The sequence below is a fragment of the Diaphorobacter ruginosibacter genome, assembly GCF_014395975.1.
In the GTDB taxonomy this organism is placed as follows: Bacteria; Pseudomonadota; Gammaproteobacteria; order Burkholderiales; family Burkholderiaceae_C; genus Diaphorobacter_A; species Diaphorobacter_A ruginosibacter.
On record NZ_CP060714.1, the window covers coordinates 2,450,254 to 2,469,069 of the forward strand.

Sequence of the window (18,816 nt, forward strand, 5' to 3'; positions counted from 1 at the left end):
CGGAAGGAACACTCAACGCAGGCCGGTACCCGCGCCCTGGTCTTCCTTGCGCTCGATGAGCTCGATCTTGTAGCCGTCAGGATCGGTCACGAAAGCAATCACGGTCGTGCCGCCCTTGACCGGGCCCGCTTCACGAGTGACGTTACCCCCGTTGGCCTTGATCTTCTCGCAGGCGGCATAGGCATCCGGCACGCCGAGGGCGATATGGCCGTAGGCCGTGCCCATGTCGTAGCTCTCGGTACCCCAGTTGTAGGTGAGTTCGATCTCGGCCTGGCCCGGGTTGCCGCCTTCATAGCCGACGAAGGCAAGCGAGTACTTGTACTCTGGGTTCTCGGAGGTACGCAGCAGCGTCATGCCGAGCACCTTGGTATAGAAATCAATAGAGCGCTGGAGATTGCCAACGCGCAGCATCGTGTGGAGTAGTCGCATGTCGCTATTTTGCCGCCAACCGGTGATCCATGGGCCACGTGGGTTTCTTGCTCACACGGATACCGTGTAGTTCAGCGCCATGCGTCCGCCATCGATCGTGATGATGTCCGCCGTCACATAGCTGGACGCATCGCTGGCCAGCCAGGCGACCGCGTCCGCCACCTCCTCGGGGGTTCCGAGGCGCTTCATCGGGGTACGGCTCATCACCTTGTTCCTGGCTTCCTCGCTGGTGAGTACCGCCTTGGCCGCCAGTTCGGTGGCGATGGTTCCTGGCGCCACCGCATTCACGCGCACCCCCTTGTCCGCCAGCGCGAGTGCCATCACGCGTGTGAGTTGGTTGATGCCCCCCTTGCTGACGTTGTAGCTGGCCAGATTGGGAATGGCGAGCACGCTGTTCACCGAGCTCATGTTGATGATGCTGCCCGAACCCTGGCGGGCCATTTCACGTGCCACCGCCTGGCCCATGAGAAAGGCGCCCTTGATGTTCACACGCAGCACGGCGTCGAAATCGTGCTCTTCGATATCGAGAAAGTCCGCCACCTTGAAGATGCCGGCATTGTTGACCAGCACATCGATGCGGCCGAACTTCTGCATGACGCTGGCGACAAGAGCGTGCACCTGCTGCTTGTCGCCCACATCGCAGTGCAGGTAGGTGGCGCCCAGGCGGGATGCGCATTTCTCGCCTTCCTCATCGTTCACGTCCGAGACGATGACATGGGCCTGCTCCGAGGCAAACCGCTGGGCGCATGCGGCGCCAATGCCCTGGGCTCCGCCCGTGACGATGCAGACCCGGCCACTCAGTCCGAAGTTGATGGAATTCTTGTTCATGGAGTTCATCCGCACAAGGCTAGCGAAGTCGCGTGAATATGCCAATAGGAGAATCAGGAGGGCCTGGAGTCAGTGGATCTGTCGACAAGCTGAACCAGACGGGCAATCAGCCGCCCCAGCCAGGCGCGCGAGCCCAGCAGCACGGCGAGTGCCATCAGAACCATGGCAACGCCTCCCCACTGCTGCGCGCTGAAGCGCTCCCCCAGCAGTACTCCCGAAGCCAGCATGCCGAACACCGGCACCAGGAGCGCGTAGGGCGTGACCTGGGCCGCAGGGTATTGCCGGATCAGCTTGCCCCATACGCCATAGCCCACCGTGGTCGAGAGAATGGACAGGTACAGAACGGCAAAGACTCCGCCACCATCGATATGGGTGACGGCATGTGCGATGCGGCCCGGCCCTTCCATCACCAGCGAAAGCGCGAACAAAGGAATCGGAGGCACCAGGCTCAGCCAGGCCATCAACGCCATCATGTCGGCCGAGCCGGTTCCACGCAGCAAGACATTGCCCATGGCCCAGCAGGCCGCGGCAGCCACGCACAATACAAAGCCCAGCAGGCTGAGTTGCGCGCCACCGGCCGTGCTGGCGATCAGTGCAAGCCCGGCACAGGCGAGCAGCATGCCGGCAACGTGCTGCCCGCGAAGCCGCTCCTTGAACAGAAGTGCGGCAAAGCCCATGGTCAGAAATGCCTGCGCCTGCAACACCACGGAGGCCAGGCCTGCCGGCATACCGTGGCTCATGCTCAGGAACAGCAGCGTGAACTGGCCGATGAACAGCGTGGTGGCGATGGCAACCATCCTCGGCCACGGCACCTGGGGCCGCGGCAGGAACAGCACCGGTAGAGCAACGATCATGAATCGCACCGCCACCAGAAAAATAGGCGGGAACGAGCCCAGGCCGATGCGTATGACCGAAAAGTTGACTCCCCAGATGGCCGCCACCATGACGGCCAGGGCGATGTGTTGGCGCTTCATGGGAACATGGTAGGACGTACTTGGCATAATTTGCACAAATAGCAAAGATTACAGATATCAATATGATTGATGAGAAGGGCGTCGATCTCAATCTGCTGAAGGTCTTCCAGGCGCTGGCCAGCGAGCTGAATGCCACGCGTGCCGCCGCGCGCCTCGGGGTGAGCCAGGCGGCGGTCAGTGCTTCGCTCAAGCGCCTGCGCCTGCTGTATGGCGACCCGTTGTTCCGGCGCACGCAGCGCGGGCTGCAGGCCACGCCACGCGCCATCCTGCTGCAGCCGGCCATTTCCGAGGCGCTTCGCATCGTCGGCGAAACACTGGAGCCTGCGCAGAACGCCCGCAGCCAGCCCACCCACCTGTTCCGCATCGGTCTCTCGGATGACTTCGAGATGGCCTTCGGCGCGGAAATCCTCCGTCTTGTGCGGGAGCAATTGCCACGGACACGTTTGATCTTTCGCCAGACCAACGCGGCCATGGCCGCCGCCGCGCTGCATGACCGCGAGTTCGATCTGGCCCTGGTCTCCGGCAGCCTGGGGGACGCACGCATCCGCCACCAATCCCTTGGCAGCTCGGACTACCGCATCGTGTTCGATCCCGCGACGCGAGCCGGGCAGGGGGCTTTCACGCTGCAGGAGTTCCTGGACTGCGACCACCTGCTGGTGTCGTTCAGCGGAATCACAGGCATCACCGACGACGTGCTGGCCGAGCATGGACTCAAGAGAACGGTGGGTGCCGCCACGACGCACTTTGCCGGCCTGCCATTCCTGCTGCGCGGGAGCCCCCACTTGGCGACCATCCCAAGCCACGCAGCGGATGCCCTGTGCCGGCTCGGCATCTTCGAGTCGTCGCCATGCCCCGTGGCATTCCCTCGCTATGCCTTCGGCCTGAACTGGCATTTCGAAGGCAGCCGGCGCGCGGATCTGCTGGCCATGCGCGACCTGATTTCGACGATGTTCAAGAAGCTGCAGGTCGGAACGCTTCTGCTCTGATACCTGCAAGGTAACAGGGCGGGGCAGCGTGGCGAACCACGTTAAGCAATGATGACCACCGTGGCGCTAATCTCCGCCCGGCCGCGCACTACCATGGCTTTCCACGCCAGCACAACACGCTGCCGTGCGGGCGCTTCCGTTCCATTCTTCCTCCCCGCAAAATTCCCGGAGACACCACCATGAGCAACACACCGAACCGACTCACCGATCACCCCGAAGAAGCCGCAGTGCGCGCGCCGCTGGAGCTATACATGCGCGGCCACGCCGAAGACAATGCGGAGCACATGCGCGCCGCATTCATGCCCACAGCGCGACTGGAGAGCGTGCGCGAAGGCCCGTTGACGTCGTGGGACCTGGACACCTACTGCCAGCGTTTCAAGAACACCCCGGCCGCCGACGAGGCCACACGCCGCCGCACCATCGACACGCTGGACATCGCAGGCACGGCCGCAAGCGCCAAGGTCACACTGGTTCACGGCAACATCACCTTCACTGACTATTTTGTGCTGCTCAAGACCCAGCAAGGCTGGAAGATCGCCAACAAGGCATTCCACGCGCAGGTGGCTTGATCCCCCCAGGTGACCGTTATATCTCCGTCGTCACGCCTGCACATCCGGCAAAGGCACGCGCAGCGAGATGGTGGTGGCGCTACCTTGCGAGTCCACTGAAAGCTGCGCGCCCAGGCGCTGGGCGCGAACCTGCATGCTGCGCAGGCCGGTGCCGCTGGCTGCGCCTGGAGCCAGGCCCTGACCGTTATCCCACACCTGAAGCTCCAGTTCCCGCGCCTGGCGGGCCAGCGTCACATGGACCCGTGTGGCGCGGCTGTGCTTGAAGGCGTTGGTCAATGCCTCCTGCAGGAGGCGCAGCACATCCAGGCTGCGCGTGGCCCCCAGGTGCAGCCGGTCGATGTCCGAGACCTGCCAGTGCACGTCGATGTCGTGCAGCTCGAACAGCTGGCTCATGCGATAGCGCAGAGGTGCCAACAGCTCACCCAGTGATAGTTCGCCATAGTGCTGTGCCGAGGCGGTGTCGATGATGAGCCGCAGGTCGTCGCGCATGCCGCGCAGCATGTCCAGCACCTGGTCCTGAGGCAGCGGGCCATTTGTGCGTTCCAGCGTAGTGATGTTGCCAATCAACATGCCGCCCAGACCATCGTGCAGGTCGTGTGCGAGATTGACGCGCTCGCCCAGGCGGGCGTGCTGCAACTCCAACTCATGCTGGCGAGCGAGCGAGGCTGTGAGTTCTGCACGGGCCTTGGTGACACTATGGTGCATCTCGTCGTTGAAGCTCTCGATACGCCGGGTGTTGGTCACGAAGGTCCAGGCCAGTGTGAGCGCGATGCCAATGGTGGCCAGGGGTTCGGTGTAGGGCGCAAGGTAGAAGTTGTCGTCCATGATGCGTGTGAACACCAGCAAGTCGTGCACCATCGCCAGCGCGCCTGCCAGAGCGGTCAGTGACAACAGGCGCTGTACCAGATTGCCGCCGTTCCAGGCCAGGTACCCGAATACGCAGGCCGTGGTGAGCAGCAGGGCGGAAGAGGCCCAGGCAAGTACGTTGCGCATCAGGCGCAACTGCTCATGGGGTGCCATCAACATGGCGGCGGAGGCGAGGGCGATCAACAGCCACAAGGCTGCCTCTCGACGCGGCCAGCTGCGCCCCATGAAGCGCAGCACGAACATGGCGTTGCAGCCATGGTAGAGCACGTAGGCGACCGAAGTGACCGCCGAATAGGTGCCGGTGTTGCCAAACGGCCAGGGACTGGTGTTGACGAAGTTGAGCGTGAAGGCAACCCATGCGGCTTGGCGCGCGGCGTACCAGCCATAGGCGGCTTCCTGCCGGCGCATCAACCACAGAACCAGGAAGAAGCACCCCAGCGTGGCGCCCATGCCCAGATGCAGCCAATTCAGGTCTTGCCGTACAAGATAGCTGCGCTGATAGGCTGCCCGCAAAGGTTCGGGAGGGCCGATCTCCACCGGCCCCAGCGCTGGCTGGTAGGCGTGGTAGCCGCTTACGCGGATCAGCAACTCATTGCGGCCAGTGTGCAACAGCGGCGCTGGCAGCAGCAGAAAGCGCGGCCTGTTCCACGTACGCGACAGGGGCTCGACGAGGCTCGGGTCACGCTGCAGTTCCACGCCGTTGACCGAGATGACACCCGCATGGATGAGGTAGTGGATGTACAGCCCCTGGGTCTGCGGCGGATCGGTGATGTCCCACTGCAAGCGGTACCAGACCACGCCGTCATGGCCGGGCCATTGCCGGGTCCAGTCGTTGGGCACGGAAACTGGCACCCAGCCCGTCTCGGGAGGCTGAAAGGCATTCCAGTCCGAGCGTGCCGCCTCGGCGGTACCCGGCCAGGGTGAAGCTTGGGCCTGGGCCGTGGCGATGCACAGCCAAGCCAGGCAAATCAGCGCAACAAACCATGTTCGCGCGCGCGCCGCACCGCCTGGGTGCGCGAGCTGACGGCCAGCTTGTCGTAGATGTGTCGGATATGCGTGTCGATGGTCCATCGGGATAAATGCAGACATTCGGCAATCTCACGGTTGCTCATGCCAGCGGCAACATGGTCGAGTATCTGTCGTTCACGCTCACTCAGCGCATAGTGCTGCGCCGGGTCGGAGGAGCGCGCGGCGACCGGCCGCTCGTCAGTCGAGCGGCCCACCAGGTCCAGAATTCTCCGAGCAATGAAGGGATCAATGGGTGCGCCGCCCTTGAGCACATTACGAACAGACAGCGCAATCTCCAGATCGTCGCGCTCCTTGAGGACATAGCCATTGGCGCCGGCGCGCAGCGCACCGAGAATCATCTCCTCGGTGCTCCAGGCCGAGACAACCAGGATTGGCAACCCCTCGCTCTGCTCACGCAACCAGGCAATGAGATCAATGCCGCAGCCGTCGGGAAGGCCTAGGTCGACCAGAGCCATGGCAAGCGGCTTCAGCCCACCGCCCACCGCAGTCGCCAACGCCTGGCCCTGGGCGATCGAGTTGGCATGCAACTGTCCGTGCGACGCGATGCCGATGGACGCCAACACCGAGCCCAACCGAGCAAGCATGGCCGGGTCATCGTCGACCAAAAGAGGGGGCAGTGGCGTAGCGGGCATTGGCATATTCTGGCGCAAGCCGAGCGCGATGCCATCACGCATTTCAGGTATGTTGGTAGTCGATTGAACTGCACATCATTACGATGGACGTGCAGTCCTTGTTTTACTAGATACGATGTATATTATGTTAAATGACATAATCGCAGCTCAGCAACCCTGGAGCCGTCCCCTCCAACACTGCATCTCAGACGCGTCCCTTTCTGAGACCGTGCAAGCCCGAGGCCCATCAAGGTCATCAACGCCTGAGCCGCGTCTTCTTCGGAATCACGGGCGCCTTTGCACGCAGGCGAATGCTGCGGGTCGCGCCTGAATCCGACACCGCCGGCCCGATAGGCTGGGCTTTCTGCTGCTCCAGCAACTCCCGGGTTTGGAGCAAGTTCTTGAGCAAGGTCGCGTTTTCCTCGTGAAGGCCGGACAGTTTTTCTTCCAGGTGCGTGCCGCGCTCCTCGGCATCGGCGAGAAGGCGCGCCGACTGTTTCTGCAATGTTTCCAGCTGGAGTTCTGCTTGTCGCGCCGCCTGACGGGCGCGGTCGATTTCGGTGAGCAAGCGGTGCTCCTGCGCCGTGGCGCGTTGTTCCAATCGCTCGCGCTCCTTGCGGTGTTCTTCATCCTTGGCCTGTGTGAACTGACGCATCGCATCCATGGCAATGCGTTGTTTGGATAGGTCGGAGCGCAGCTGTTCGGCTTCTTCCGTCTTGACGTGCAGCATGTGCTTGAGTTCCTCCAACTGGCGACCTGTTTGAAGGATCTGCTGGTCCTTGGCGAACAAGGCGGCTTCCAGGGCGGAGGCACGTTCCGCGAAACGTTGCTTTTCCTCCTCGAACGCGTCTTTTTCCGCGGCCAGGCGTGATTGGGCATCGGCCAGGGATGCCTGATGGACCTCGAAAGCCGTGCGCGCGGCATCTTCCGCGAGTTGCTGCGCCCTGCCCCACAGTGTTTTGGCTGCGCGCAGCACCGGTGCCGGCAGGTCCGATGCATCTTCTCCGTCCACCGCCGGGCCGTGCATCGCGGCACCTGTGTTCGTCCCTGACGCCGCCTCGGGTTTCAGGCGCCGGGCCAATGTGGCGTACCAGCTGTCGAGCATGGGGCCCACGGTATTGGGCGAGCCGCGACCCAGTTGCTGGCGGATTCTCTCGATGGTGGGACGTTCTCCGCGGTTGAGCACGACGTCGGCGGCGCCCCAGACATCCTCGATCTGAACACCACGAGGGCCCCTGACACTTCTCAATTGCGTTTCCATGTGCACATCCTAAATTACCTACGATAAATGAAGATTATCGTAATTTTGTAGTGTGTATTATAATAAACAATACATGATATGTAGTAAATATGCAAAATAACTACCCTATCCAGCCTTTTGCCTTTGATTCGAGCGCCAGCCCGGTGCTGAACCCGCAGAAACTGTCCGAAATCGCCTCGCAAGCTGTCGATGAGCTGCTGAGGGATGGCGAATCCGCCAATACCCTCGCCAGCTACCGAACTGCCCTGCGCTACTGGGCCGCCTGGTTTCAATTGCGTTATGGGCAGCCGATGGCCCTGCCCGTTCCGGCCAGCGTGGTGCTGCAGTTCGTGGTGGATCACGCCCAGCGCATGACCGCGGCAGGCCTCCAGCACGAGCTGCCGGAGGTGGTCGATGAATACCTCGTACGGATGAAATTCAAGGGCAAGCCCGGGCCGATGTCGCTGAGCACCCTCACCCATCGCGTGTCCGTGCTCTCCAAGGCGCACCAGCTGCGCCAGATGGAAAATCCTTGCCAGGACCCCAAGGTGCGTGAACTGCTTGCCCGTACGCGCCGCGCCTATGGCAAGCGCGGCGACCTGCCCCAGAAAAAGGATGCGCTCACGCGCGAGCCTCTGTCGGCCATGCTGGACACCTGCGATGGCACCCTTCGGGGTTTGCGGGATCGCGCCCTCCTGCTTTTCGCGTTTGCAACCGGTGGCAGGCGACGCTCGGAAGTGACAAGCGCTGAAATGCGCCACCTGCGCCGTCACGGAACCGACGGCTACCTGTTCACCCTGGCGTTTTCCAAGTCCAATCAGAATGCGGCCGACCGCCCCGAGAACCACAAACCCATCGCTGGCGTGGCGGCGGCGGCGCTGACGGACTGGCTGAGCGCAGCAGGAATCACCGATGGTCCCGTATTCCGGAGCGTGCGCAAGAGCGGCACCCTGGGGGGAGCCCTTCTGCCCTCCGCCGTGCGCGACATCGTGAAATACCGCGCACAGCTGGCTGGCCTCCCCGACACGTTTTCCGCGCACTCATTGCGCTCAGGCTTTGTGACGGAAGCCGCCGCACAGAATGTTCCCCTGGCAGACACCATGGCAATGACGGGACATCGCAGTGTCGCCAGCGTGGTCGGCTACTACCGCCCCTCGGGCATCACCAAGGCCGCCAAGCTGATGGATTGACAGGCCACCAAGGCCCGAGAACGTGCTTACGCCGCCTTGCGCAGCGTGGATGCCCGGATGACCAATTCGGGCCTCGGACTCAGCAAACGGGTATTGGTGACAGGCCCGCTGAGCCGCTCGAACAGCAGGCTGGTGGCCTGCTGCGCCACCTCGTCCAGATGCATATTGACCGCCGTGAGCGCGGGCTCACAGGTGCGCGCCCGGATGCCGTCATAGCGCGTGGCAATCAACATGTCCTCGGGGACCCTGCGGCCGGTTTCCTGCACATATTGGGCGGCCCCGACGGCGAAGGCATCCACCAGGATCAGCATGGCATCGATGTCGGGGTGCGTGCTCAGAAGCTGTTCGGCCGCCTCCCTTCCGCCGTGCTCGCCGCACGCCTCGTCCACTCTAAGCCGGATGTCGGGCCTGCCCGTGCGCGAGATCATCCGCAGATAGGCATCCTCGGCCTCCATATAGGAGTTGCGCTGCGCCGTTCCAAGCACCAGCGCGATCTTTTGGGCATCCTGCTCCAGCATGTGGCCAAGCAGCAGTTCGACCGTCTCCGCCGAGCGCAGATCCACACAGGGCACGTCATCGAGATCGGGACTGCCCGGCCTGCCGATCGACACCACGGGCAGGCCCTTGGCAATCATCGAGGCGAGCTGCGGGTCATCGGCGGAGGGTTCCACAAGCAGTGCGCCGTCGATGTCCAGCATGTCGAGCGGCGACGCTCCTGATGCCAGCGGCGGCACCAGCACCATCGCCAGCCCTCGCTCCAGCGCACTGGTTGCGGCCACAGATGCCACTTCCATCAGAAAGCCCAGCCGCGAAGCGCCGCCCGCCACGGCGTAGGGCATGGACGACATCAGCGCGATCATGCTGGCGCCGCCGGTGCGCAACCGCTGCGCATGGCGATTGGGGCGGTAGTCCAGTTCCTGTGCCGCCTCGATCACCCGCTGCCGCGTCTGTGGGTCAACCTGGCCACGGCCATTGAGCGCATGCGATACGGTGGTGGGAGACACACCCGCGCGACGGGCCACATCGGAGATGGTGATGCGGTACGGGCGTGTGCTGGTCATGCAGAACTTTCCTTGTGCAGTGATGCCTGCGAACGGATGGACCGTCCCAGGCGGCGATGTCCAAAGTGTAACTTCGTTGCAACCCAAATCGTTTTGGGTATAAGATTGGCCTACTTGCTATAAGTCAATGAAGTGAACTTCAAGACCTGTTGCAAGCGACTCCAGTTTTCGCGCCAGCCTCATCCGTTCCACCGCCGCATCCCTAGCGGCTTGTTTTTGCTCAATACCCAAATCGTTTTGGGAAAGTTTCATTCTTCCATTCAGGTGATTGCGCATGTCGAACATTGATACACCAGACGCCGAATCCGCTCAGCCCACCTCCCTGACCGCCTCACAGACGCTGCTCTTCGGACTACAGCATGTGCTGGTCATGGCTGCGGTGCCCATCACTTCGGTCTTCCTGGTCGCCAAGGCGCTTGGTCTCCAGGCCGACCTGACCGTCAATCTGATCAGCGCCACCTTCCTCATGTGCGGACTGGGCTCCCTGTTGCAGTCGTTCGGCCCCTTGGGCCTCGGAGCCCGGCTGCCCTTCGTGATGGTTCCCGGTGGCGCACCGATCGTTATGTTTCTAGGCATTGCGCAGCACTATGACCTGCAGACCGCCTGCGGCGCGGTGATCCTGACCTCGCTCTTCTACTTTCTGATCCTGCCGGTGTTCAAGCGCTTGCTGCGTTTCTTTCCGAAGATCGTGATCGGCACCCTGCTCCTGCTGGTGTCCGTGAATCTGCTCAAGGTGTATGGCGGCATCGTGGCGGGCAAGCCCGGAACACCGGATTTCGCAAGTCCCCTCAATATCGGGCTGGCGCTGGCCACCATCGGCTTCACCATGCTGTTCGCGCGCACGCTCAAGGGCACGCCCGGCCAGCTCGCCGTGCTGCTGGGACTGGTGGCCGGCACATTGCTGGCCGCAGCACTCGGCCAGCTTCCGCTGCAGGATGTGGCGAGCGGCCCGTTGCTAAGCCTGCCGCAGCTGCTGCCTTTCGGCATGCCCCGCTTCGATCTGGCTGCGGCTGTCCCTCTGCTGGTCTTCAGCGTGATCTCGATGGTGGAAGCCACGGGCCAGACCATGGCCGTGGCCGAGATCGTCGGCAGCAAGGAGAATCCACGCGCCCTGGTTCCGCGCACCATTCGTGGCGATGCCGTGATGTCGTTGATGGGTGGCTTCTTCGGCACGTCGATGATCATCACCAGCGGCGAGAACATCGGCATCCTGCGCGCCACACAGGTGCGCTCGCGGCACGTGACCGCCGTGGCGGGCGCCATACTGATCGTGATTGCCCTGTTCGCCCCGCTCGGCCGCCTGGCCAATGCCATTCCTGCAGCCGTGGTGAGCGGAACCGCGGTAATGGTGTTCGCCATCATCGGCACCATCGGCATCGACATCCTGCGCCGCGTCGACCTGCATTCGCGCTCCAACATGTACGTACTGGCGGGTGCCCTCACCATGGGTCTGCTCCCCATCCTCGTGCCCGGCTTCTACAGCCAGGCTCCGGCGGCACTGCAGCCCATCCTGGGCAATGGCCTCGCCATGGGCTCGATCACCGCAGTCGTGCTCAACCTTGTCTTCAACGGCGCAGGCGACACCCCGCAAGAGCGCGCGCCCGCCGCCCATTGAACTTCGGAACATCCAAGACCATGCCTCAGAATCCCTCCCTCGCCGAATCCCTGAAAAGCGGCACGCTGCTACTGCACCCCGAACATCTGCTGCTACGCGACGGCCTCGTCCCTGGTCACTCCGTGCTGGTGGAAGATGGCGTGTTCACGGATATCGGGCCGACGGCCATCCTCGCCGCGCGCCACGCCCATGTGCCAAGCGTGGAGTTGCCGGGCAAGCTGGTCATGCCCGGCATGATCGACGGGCATCATCACCTGACACAGTCGTTCGGCAAGTCACTGGCCTATGGAGAGCCGTCCGAGATCTTCCGCCGTGTCTGGGTGCCGCTTGAATCGAGCCTCGACGACGAGTTCGTGCACGACAGCGCCAAGCTGGCCGCGCTGGAATCGTTGCGCGGCGGCTTCACGACGGTGTGCGATGCCGGCACCCGCGCCAAGGGCGAGATCGGTGCCGTTGCACGCGCCACGTCCGACGCAGGATTGCGCTGCGTGCTCGGCATCATCTGCAATGACGGGGGCAACGACAGCACGCAGCAGCGCCGTGACGAGGTGACCAGCCTAGCCGCCAAGTTCCTGAGCGACTATGAACACCATGCGCTCGTGCACCCCTCGCTCGCCATCTCGATTCCCGAAGTTGCGAGCGACGCCATGCTGCACCAGGTGGCAAGGATGTGCGCAGAAGCCGGTGCGATCTTCCAGACCCATGTGAACGAACATCTTGCCTCCGTCGAGCGTTCGGTCGTGGCACGCGGCATGCGGCCTATCGAGCACCTCGCCAGCGTGCAGGCCCTGGGCCCCCAGACGCTGATCGCGCATGCAACCCTGGTCACCCCTGCCGAACTCATGCTGCTCAGGAGCACCGACACCGCCGTCAGCTACAACCCGGTGGCCAGCGCCTGGAAAGGCAATGCGGTCGCGCCCGCGACGATGATGGCGGCCATGGGCATACGGTTCGCGCTCGGCACGGACTCCACTCGCGCGGATGCTTTCCGCCTGGTGGATGCTGCCGAGGCAGCACAGAAGTATGCTTTCGCGATGGCAATCGGAGACACATCAAGCGGCGGCGGGTGGACCTGGCTCGACCACGCGACGCACGAAGGCGCCAGGGCCATCGGCCAGTCTTCGCGCATCGGAGAGATCGCGACCGGCAAGCGCGCGGACTTCCTCATCGTGGACGTCGATACGCCCGAGCTCTGCTCCAGTGTCGACCTTACCTGGGACCTGGTGCGCCTGGCCCAGCGCGACCAGATCGTCGCCAGCTTCGTCGATGGCCGCATGCGCCTGTTCAATGGCTGGCCCGTCGATTGGGACGCCCGCGCGCTGATGCGCAAGGTCTCGGACAAGGCCCGCGAGGCCATCGCACAGGCGCCCATTCAGCGCCTGCACCCCACCGCTTCGGAGCATCGCCGGCAGACGGTTGCCGGCACCTCGGTCTACCCGGCACGTCCCGAACTGCAATGAGCCACGAACAACTGATGATCGCCGCCATGACGGTGGCGCTGGCGGCATTCGTTCAGGGTGCGAGCGGCTTGGGCTTCGCGCTCATCGTCACGCCGGTGCTCATGCTGATGCAGCCCGACCTTCTGCCGGTATGCGTGCTGATCCTGATGCTGCCGCTCAACGCCTACGTCGCCTGGCGCGAGCGTCACGCCTTGAACATGCGCAGCGTGGGCTGGGTGAGTCTCGGGCGCTTCGTGGGGACATTCGGCGGGCTCGCAGTGCTGGTCGTGCTGAGCGCCCAGGCCATGGCCATCTTCGTCGGCGCCTCCACCATTGCCGCAGCTGTGGTGACCTGGTTCATTCCGGCGTTTGCGCCAGGCATCATGGCGTTGGTGGCGGCCGGACTGATCACCGGTATCACGGAAACGGCCACCGGCATCGGTGGCCCGCCGCTCGCGCTCACGCTGCAGCATCGTCCGGTGGCCGAGATGCGCGCAACCATTGCCGTGTGTTTCATCGTCGGCGAAGTGATTTCGCTGGTCTTCCTGTTCTTCATGGGAAAAGTGCAGGCAAGCCACCTGCAGGCCACGCTGATCCTGTTGCCCGCACTGTTCGTCGGCATGTTCGCCAGCCGTTTCGTGCACAGCCGCATCAGCGCCCGCGTCATGCGATTTTTCGTGCAGGCCTTTGCGATCGTCTCCGGGTTGGTTCTGCTCGTGAAGGCCTTCTAGGCATTGCGGATCTCTGCGTGCACGGGCGTACAGGTCCGGCCTGTCGCCGAAGTCGTCAATGCGCTCCGCATGCAATCAGCAACAGCCAGAATCCTCCGAAGATACCTGGGACTTCGTTGTCCGCAGGCCCAGCTTGTTCAGCAGCTTCGCGTCATCGCTCGCCTCGGGATTTCCGGTGACGAGCAACTTGTCGCCATAGAAGATCGAGTTGGCGCCCGCCAGGAAGCACAGGGCCTGCACCGCTTCGCCGAGCTGCTGCCGGCCGGCGGACAGGCGCACCCGTGCTTTCGGCATGGTGATGCGTGCCACGGCGATCACGCGCACGAAGTCGAGCGGATCGACCGGATCGCTGTCTGCGAGCGGCGTGCCTGGAACACGCACCAGGCTGTTGATGGGCACGGACTCCGGATACGGGCCGAGATTGGCAAGCTGCGCGATCAGTCCGGCACGGTGCACGGGCTCCTCGCCCATGCCGATGATGCCTCCACAGCACACGCTGATACCCGCATCGCGCACGGCCTGCAGCGTGTCGAGTCGATCCTGGTACTGGCGGGTGGACACCACATCGCGGTAGTACTCTGGCGCGGTATCGAGGTTGTGGTTGTAGTAGTCCAGCCCGGCAATCCTGAGCGCCTGCGCCTGGTGCGGGGCCAGCATGCCCAGCGTGGCGCACGACTGCATGCCAAGACCCTTGACGGTCGCGATGAGCTCGCTGACCTTCTCGATATCCCGGTCCTTGGGCGCGCGCCATGCGGCCCCCATGCAAAAACGTGTCGCTCCTGCGTCCTTGGCGGCCTGCGCGGCGGCCCTGACCTCCTCCACGCTCATCAGCTTGTCGGCGGCCACGCCGGTGTCGAACTCGGCAGATTGGGGGCAATAGCCACAGTTTTCCGGGCAGCCACCGGTCTTGACCGACAGCAGGGTTGCCAGCTCGATCTCGCCTTGCGGCCAATACTCACGGTGCACGGTCTGCGCGCGATGCAGCAGATCGAGAAATGGCATGTCGAACAGCTCCTGCACCTGTTCGACGCTCCAGGCCGCTGGCCGCGACGGTTCGGATTTCCTGACCACGGACGTGTGGAAATGCAGGGGTTGCTCTGCAACCACGGGCTCCTGGATTGATTGTGCTGCTTGTTGCATACGGATTGCGCTCCTTGTGGGGACGTCCGCATTGTGTTGGGCAAACTTCCCTGTCAGGTGACTCCCGCATGAAAATACATGCCCCAATTCAAGCGCCTGCATCTTCAGCGAATTTGACGGCAAATTGCGCGCACAATGCCGAATTTTGATGACGTTTTAGATTCATCTCGCCAATGCGTGATCAATTTGCCGGCAACCCGCGGGCTTCATGGGCGAATTGCACGCATCCGACGCGGGAGTTGCGAGTACCCCGGAACGGCCGGAAGGCGGCGAGACTTCCATCTGCACGGGCGCTACGGGCACGATCACGCTCAGCGGTGCTTGCCATGCTCGCTGCAGGAGGTAACTCGGCGACGTGCTCGATAACCGCCACGGCGAATACGGTGGCTGGTGATGGTGATGTCGTCGCCGATCTTGCGATTGCTGCGCCAATGTCCAGTAGCAGTGGCAAGGCTCACTTTGGTGCAATGCCAGGCGGATAAGCCCACGCAAAGCTGAAGGCGGGTAAATGGGATTCTGACTGCGCGGCCTGCGTTGGGGGGCTGGTTCGACTTCTGTTTTCTATGTTTTCGGGCGGGGGCCGGGACTGCCCCCGGCGGGGCAGTAACTTTTTGGTCTTGCCCAAAAAGTCACCAAAAATGCGCTTGGAATGCGGGGGCACGCGGTAAAACTCACTTCGCGCTGCGCGCTCCGTTCAGACAGCCACCGCGAGTCAGTTGGGAAGAAGTGTGTACGGCACGTCGCTGCGCTCGTGCCTGGGCTCGCCCGACTTCGGGCGAGCAGAATGCGCCACTTTTAAACAGCAGGGCTAATTTGGACACTGAACATCTCGCGAAGTCGCGAGATGCCAGAGCACGAGCGCAGCGACGTGCCGAATGCTCCTCCCCTTCAACTGACTCACGGCGGCTGTCTGAGCGGCGCGCCGCAGGCGCAAAGCGAGTTTTGCCGTGGGTATTAAGACGCCTTTTTGGTGACTTTTTGCGCGCGCAAAAAGTTACTGCCCCGCCGGGGGCACTCCCGGCCTCTGTCCTAAAAAAACACCTTGGCAACAAAAAATGCCCAGAGCGAGCAATGCCAGTCAGCACTTTGGCACTCCGTGCACCACTGCTCCTGCATAGGATAGCGAAGGCAGGCGCGGGATCGATGGCTCCATGATCATGAAGGCGGCGCCGGCACCGAGTGCAACAGCACCGGCATTTCGCCGTCGCCACTCACACTCTCCAGTTGCACACCAAATCCCCAGAGACGCGCCGCGTGCCGCAGCACTTCCTCGGTGTCATCCGACAGCGGGCGTCCCTGGTACTGGGTGTGTCGCAGGGTGAGGCAGCGGTCTCCGCGCAGGTTCACGTTCCAGACCTGGATATTGGGCTCGCGTGCGCCCAGATCGTATTGCTGCGACAGCATCTGGCGCAGTTGGCGGTAGCCTTCTTCATTGTGGATGGCACTCACCAGCAGTTCACGCTCTTCCGCGTCATCGTGGATGGCAAACAGGCGCATGTCGCGGATCAGCTTGGGACTCAGGAACTGGCCTATGAAGCTCTCGTCCTTGAAGTTCTGCATGGCGTGGTGCAAGGTCCGCAGCCACGGCGCGCCCGCAACGTCGGGGAACCAGCGCCGATCCTCCTCGGTCGGGGACTCGCAGATGCGCCGGATGTCGCGGTACATGGCAAATCCAAGCGCGTAGGGGTTGATGCCGCTGTACGCGCGGTGCCCGGCAGGTGGCTGGTAGATCACATTGGTGTGCGACGAGAGCCATTCGATCATCACGCCGTCGGTAAGCCATCCTTCGTCGTACATCGTGCTCAGCAGCGTGTAGTGCCAGAACGTGGCCCAGCCCTCGTTCATCACCTGCGTCTGGCGCTGGGGATAGAAGTACTGCGCGATCTTGCGCACGATGCGGATGATCTCGCGTTGCCAGGGTTCTAGCAGCGGGGCGTTCTTTTCGATGAAATACAGCAGATTCTCTTCCGGCTCCTTCGGGAAACGCTGGTTTTGCGGAACGGTGCTGTCCTTGTCGGGCCGCACGGGCAAGGTGCGCCACAGTTCGTTGACCTGCTGCTGCGCATAGGCTTCGCGCCGCTCGCGCTCGGCCAGTTCGCGCGCCAGGCTTTTCTTGGACGGACGCTGGTAGCGGTCAACCCCCAGGTTGGAGAGCGCATGGCAGGAGTCGAGCCACTGCTCCACCGTGTCGTAGCCGTGCCGTTCCTCGCACTGGGCGATGAAATCACGTGCATAGACCAGATAGTCGATGATGCTGCCCGCATCCGTCCACATGCCGAACAGGTAGTTGTTCTTGAAGAAGCTGTTGTGGCCGTAGGCGGCATGCGCGATCACCAGCGCCTGCATGGCCGTGGTGTTTTCCTCCATCAGGTAGCTGATGCAGGGGTTGGAGTTGATGACGATTTCATAGGCGAGGCCCATGTGCCCCCGCCGGTAGCGCCGTTCGGTGGCCAGATACTCCTTGCCATAGCTCCAGTGGCGATACCCCACGGGCATGCCGATGCTGGAATACGCATCCATCATCTGCTCCGCGGAAATCACCTCCAGCTGATTGGGGTAGGTGTCAAGGCCGAAGCGCTCGGCAGTGGCGGCAATGACCGCGTGATAGCGCTCGATGAGTTCGAATGTCCAGTCGCTCGGATCGGGCAGCGGCTCGGCCGGGCGTTCGCCCGCGGGCCTGGGCGCGAGCGGCAGTGGCTGCGCGAAGTGCGCAGGGCGGATCACCGTCGGGCTTTCGGTGCGGGCCAGCACGGGGTATTGCGAGAGGTTCATACCACCACCCCCTCTTTCTTGAACAGATCGCGAAATACGGGGTAGATTTCGCTCGGCTGGCCTACCTTGCGCATCGCGAAATGCGGGAACATCGGCAGCAATTCGCTGTATTCCTGCCAGAGGTTCTGCTCCTCCTCGGCCACCTGCACATAGGCAAAGTAGCGCACGAGCGGCAGGATCTTGTCCACCAGCAGATTGCGGCAGTTCGTTCCATCACTGCCGTAGTTGTCACCATCGCTCGCCTGCGCCACATAGATGTTCCATTCGTCCGCCGGGTAGCGCGCATGCATGATCTGGTCGAGCAAGGCCAGCGCACTGCTCACCACCGTGCCACCACTTTCCCTGGAGTGGAAGAACTCCTCCTCCCCCACTTCCGCCGCTTCGGTGTGGTGCCGGATGAAGACGATGTCGATCTTCTCGTAGTGTCGGGTGAGAAACAGGTACAGCAGGATGAAGAAGCGCTTGGCGAGGTCCTTGCGCTGCTCGTCCATCGAGCCCGAGACATCCATCACGCAGAACATCACCGCCTGGCTGCTGGGCGCGGGAACACGGATGCGGTTGCGAAAGCGCAGATCCAGCGGATCGAGGAACGCCACCTTGGCAATGCGGGCCTTCAGTTGCTCGATGGCGAGCTGCAGTTCCGCCGCAGCAGCACCCGTCTCATTGACACACTCGTCGACTTCTTTGCAGTCACTTGCCCGTTCCAGCAGAGCCTCCAGTTCCCTCTCCAGCACGGCAAGCTCGCGATGCGAAGCCTTGGTCAGGGCAATGCGCCGCCCCAGCGCGCCGCGCATGGTGCGCAGGACGGCAAGATTGTGCGGCGTCCCGTCGTGCGCGTAGCCCGCACGGCGGGACTTGTACTGCATGGTGTTGGCGATGTGCGTGCGCAGCAGGCGCGGCAAGGCCAGGTCTTCAAAGAACAGCTCCATGAACTCTTCCTTGCTGAGCGTGAAAGTGAAGTCGTCCTCCCCCTCCCCGCTGTCGCTCGCCTGCGAGCCGCTGCCGCCCGCGCCACCGTCCGGGCGCGGGATGCGGTCCCCGCGCACGTGGTCCGTGTTGCCCGGATGCACGCTGTCCCGGATGCCGCCCTGCCCATGGCGGAGCTGCGGCTCGCGTATGTCCTTGCGCGGAATGGTAATGGTCTCGGCCTGCTCGATATGGCGAATATCCCGCTTGGCGACCGCGCGGCGAACCGCCTCGGTGATCTGGGCCTTGTAGCGGCGAACAAAGCGCTCGCGGTTGCCCACGGACTTGTTCTTGCCAGCCAGTCTGCGGTCGATGATTTGCAGTGCCATCTTGTCCCCTTCACGGGCCGGTGGTGGTGGAGCGTCCTGA

17 protein-coding genes are annotated in these 18,816 nt (G+C 63.0%); 6 read left to right on the plus strand and 11 right to left on the minus strand.

Annotated elements, in window-relative coordinates; genetic code table 11:
* Positions 1 to 12: 12 nt before the first annotated feature.
* Genes gloA through H9K76_RS11065 form a run of 3 tightly spaced genes read right to left on the minus strand, consistent with a single transcriptional unit; the run spans position 13 to position 2,231 of the window.
* Entirely contained in the window at positions 13 to 429 is a 417-nt protein-coding gene (gene gloA, locus H9K76_RS11055; protein ID WP_187600278.1) for a lactoylglutathione lyase, read from the minus strand.
* A gap of 51 nt (positions 430 to 480) precedes the next feature.
* Positions 481 to 1,257 (minus strand): SDR family NAD(P)-dependent oxidoreductase, encoded by a 777-nt coding sequence (locus H9K76_RS11060; RefSeq protein WP_425489693.1) that lies wholly within the window; start codon positions 1,255 to 1,257, stop codon positions 481 to 483.
* Between the two features lie 53 nt (positions 1,258 to 1,310).
* A complete protein-coding gene (locus H9K76_RS11065) occupies positions 1,311 to 2,231 on the minus strand; it encodes an EamA family transporter (protein WP_187600280.1) in 921 nt (306 codons plus the stop codon).
* Between the two features lie 62 nt (positions 2,232 to 2,293).
* Between H9K76_RS11065 and H9K76_RS11070 the strand changes: the two genes are divergently transcribed.
* Entirely contained in the window at positions 2,294 to 3,217 is a 924-nt protein-coding gene (locus H9K76_RS11070) for a LysR family transcriptional regulator (protein WP_187600281.1), read from the plus strand.
* Positions 3,218 to 3,396: 179 nt separating this feature from the next.
* Complete coding sequence (locus H9K76_RS11075) at positions 3,397 to 3,786, plus strand: nuclear transport factor 2 family protein (protein WP_187600282.1); 390 nt, start codon at positions 3,397 to 3,399, stop codon at positions 3,784 to 3,786.
* Positions 3,787 to 3,816: 30 nt separating this feature from the next.
* Here the strand turns inward: H9K76_RS11075 and H9K76_RS11080 are convergent, their stop codons facing one another.
* The 3 genes from H9K76_RS11080 to H9K76_RS11090 all read right to left on the minus strand — a co-directional run bounded on the left by H9K76_RS11080 (position 3,817) and on the right by H9K76_RS11090 (position 7,554).
* Positions 3,817 to 5,505, minus strand: a complete 1,689-nt coding sequence (locus H9K76_RS11080) for a sensor histidine kinase (RefSeq protein ID WP_246475466.1) — start codon at positions 5,503 to 5,505, stop codon at positions 3,817 to 3,819.
* A 116-nt stretch (positions 5,506 to 5,621) separates the two neighbouring features.
* Positions 5,622 to 6,356, minus strand: coding sequence for a response regulator transcription factor (locus tag H9K76_RS11085; protein WP_246475467.1), 735 nt, complete (start codon positions 6,354 to 6,356; stop codon positions 5,622 to 5,624).
* 193 nt (positions 6,357 to 6,549) lie between these two features.
* On the minus strand, positions 6,550 to 7,554 hold the full coding sequence (locus H9K76_RS11090; protein ID WP_187600284.1) for a DNA-binding protein: 1,005 nt from the start codon (positions 7,552 to 7,554) through the stop codon (positions 6,550 to 6,552).
* A gap of 89 nt (positions 7,555 to 7,643) precedes the next feature.
* Between H9K76_RS11090 and H9K76_RS11095 the strand changes: the two genes are divergently transcribed.
* Positions 7,644 to 8,723 (plus strand): tyrosine-type recombinase/integrase, encoded by a 1,080-nt coding sequence (locus tag H9K76_RS11095; RefSeq protein WP_187600285.1) that lies wholly within the window; start codon positions 7,644 to 7,646, stop codon positions 8,721 to 8,723.
* Between the two features lie 26 nt (positions 8,724 to 8,749).
* On the opposite strand, the gene H9K76_RS11100 is transcribed toward H9K76_RS11095, so the two are convergent.
* Entirely contained in the window at positions 8,750 to 9,784 is a 1,035-nt protein-coding gene (locus H9K76_RS11100) for a LacI family DNA-binding transcriptional regulator (RefSeq protein ID WP_187600286.1), read from the minus strand.
* 117 nt (positions 9,785 to 9,901) lie between these two features.
* A complete protein-coding gene (locus tag H9K76_RS23585) occupies positions 9,902 to 10,036 on the minus strand; it encodes a hypothetical protein (RefSeq protein WP_281394199.1) in 135 nt (44 codons plus the stop codon).
* 22 nt (positions 10,037 to 10,058) lie between these two features.
* Here H9K76_RS23585 and H9K76_RS11105 point away from each other — a divergent pair, with 22 nt between their 5' ends.
* From H9K76_RS11105 to H9K76_RS11115, 3 genes are read left to right on the plus strand one after another with little or no spacing between them, the layout of a single operon-like run.
* The gene (locus H9K76_RS11105) at positions 10,059 to 11,399 is read left to right on the plus strand and encodes a uracil-xanthine permease family protein (protein ID WP_187600287.1); all 1,341 of its coding nucleotides are present in this window, start codon (positions 10,059 to 10,061) and stop codon (positions 11,397 to 11,399) included.
* A gap of 20 nt (positions 11,400 to 11,419) precedes the next feature.
* The gene (locus H9K76_RS11110) at positions 11,420 to 12,859 is read left to right on the plus strand and encodes an amidohydrolase family protein (RefSeq protein ID WP_187600288.1); all 1,440 of its coding nucleotides are present in this window, start codon (positions 11,420 to 11,422) and stop codon (positions 12,857 to 12,859) included.
* A complete protein-coding gene (locus tag H9K76_RS11115; protein ID WP_187600289.1) occupies positions 12,856 to 13,569 on the plus strand; it encodes a sulfite exporter TauE/SafE family protein in 714 nt (237 codons plus the stop codon). The genes H9K76_RS11110 and H9K76_RS11115 overlap by 4 nt, the downstream gene beginning before the upstream one ends.
* A gap of 75 nt (positions 13,570 to 13,644) precedes the next feature.
* On the opposite strand, the gene bioB is transcribed toward H9K76_RS11115, so the two are convergent.
* The 3 genes from bioB to H9K76_RS11130 form a co-directional block, all read right to left on the minus strand.
* Positions 13,645 to 14,709 (minus strand): biotin synthase BioB, encoded by a 1,065-nt coding sequence (gene bioB / locus H9K76_RS11120; RefSeq protein ID WP_187600290.1) that lies wholly within the window; start codon positions 14,707 to 14,709, stop codon positions 13,645 to 13,647.
* Positions 14,710 to 15,864: 1,155 nt separating this feature from the next.
* Complete coding sequence (locus H9K76_RS11125) at positions 15,865 to 17,481, minus strand: SpoVR family protein (RefSeq protein ID WP_187600291.1); 1,617 nt, start codon at positions 17,479 to 17,481, stop codon at positions 15,865 to 15,867.
* Positions 17,478 to 18,776: a YeaH/YhbH family protein gene (locus H9K76_RS11130; protein WP_187600292.1), complete on the minus strand. Its 1,299-nt coding sequence runs from the start codon at positions 18,774 to 18,776 to the stop codon at positions 17,478 to 17,480. The genes H9K76_RS11125 and H9K76_RS11130 overlap by 4 nt, the downstream gene beginning before the upstream one ends.
* Between the last annotated feature and the right edge of the window lie 40 nt (positions 18,777 to 18,816).

Excerpts from the sequence above, each read along its gene's own strand:
- gloA (WP_187600278.1), bottom strand. The coding sequence starts at position 429 with ATGCGACTACTCCACACGATGCTGCGCGTTGGCAATCTCCAGCGCTCT.
- H9K76_RS11060 (WP_425489693.1), bottom strand. The coding sequence starts at position 1,257 with ATGAACAAGAATTCCATCAACTTCGGACTGAGTGGCCGGGTCTGCATC.
- H9K76_RS11065 (WP_187600280.1), bottom strand. The coding sequence starts at position 2,231 with ATGAAGCGCCAACACATCGCCCTGGCCGTCATGGTGGCGGCCATCTGG.
- H9K76_RS11070 (WP_187600281.1), top strand. The coding sequence starts at position 2,294 with ATGATTGATGAGAAGGGCGTCGATCTCAATCTGCTGAAGGTCTTCCAG.
- H9K76_RS11075 (WP_187600282.1), top strand. The coding sequence starts at position 3,397 with ATGAGCAACACACCGAACCGACTCACCGATCACCCCGAAGAAGCCGCA.
- H9K76_RS11085 (WP_246475467.1), bottom strand. The coding sequence starts at position 6,356 with ATGCGTGATGGCATCGCGCTCGGCTTGCGCCAGAATATGCCAATGCCC.
- H9K76_RS11090 (WP_187600284.1), bottom strand. The coding sequence starts at position 7,554 with ATGGAAACGCAATTGAGAAGTGTCAGGGGCCCTCGTGGTGTTCAGATC.
- H9K76_RS11095 (WP_187600285.1), top strand. The coding sequence starts at position 7,644 with ATGCAAAATAACTACCCTATCCAGCCTTTTGCCTTTGATTCGAGCGCC.
- H9K76_RS11100 (WP_187600286.1), bottom strand. The coding sequence starts at position 9,784 with ATGACCAGCACACGCCCGTACCGCATCACCATCTCCGATGTGGCCCGT.
- H9K76_RS23585 (WP_281394199.1), bottom strand. The coding sequence starts at position 10,036 with ATGAAACTTTCCCAAAACGATTTGGGTATTGAGCAAAAACAAGCCGCT.
- H9K76_RS11105 (WP_187600287.1), top strand. The coding sequence starts at position 10,059 with ATGTCGAACATTGATACACCAGACGCCGAATCCGCTCAGCCCACCTCC.
- H9K76_RS11110 (WP_187600288.1), top strand. The coding sequence starts at position 11,420 with ATGCCTCAGAATCCCTCCCTCGCCGAATCCCTGAAAAGCGGCACGCTG.
- H9K76_RS11115 (WP_187600289.1), top strand. The coding sequence starts at position 12,856 with ATGAGCCACGAACAACTGATGATCGCCGCCATGACGGTGGCGCTGGCG.
- bioB (WP_187600290.1), bottom strand. The coding sequence starts at position 14,709 with ATGCAACAAGCAGCACAATCAATCCAGGAGCCCGTGGTTGCAGAGCAA.
- H9K76_RS11125 (WP_187600291.1), bottom strand. The coding sequence starts at position 17,481 with ATGAACCTCTCGCAATACCCCGTGCTGGCCCGCACCGAAAGCCCGACG.
- H9K76_RS11130 (WP_187600292.1), bottom strand. The coding sequence starts at position 18,776 with ATGGCACTGCAAATCATCGACCGCAGACTGGCTGGCAAGAACAAGTCC.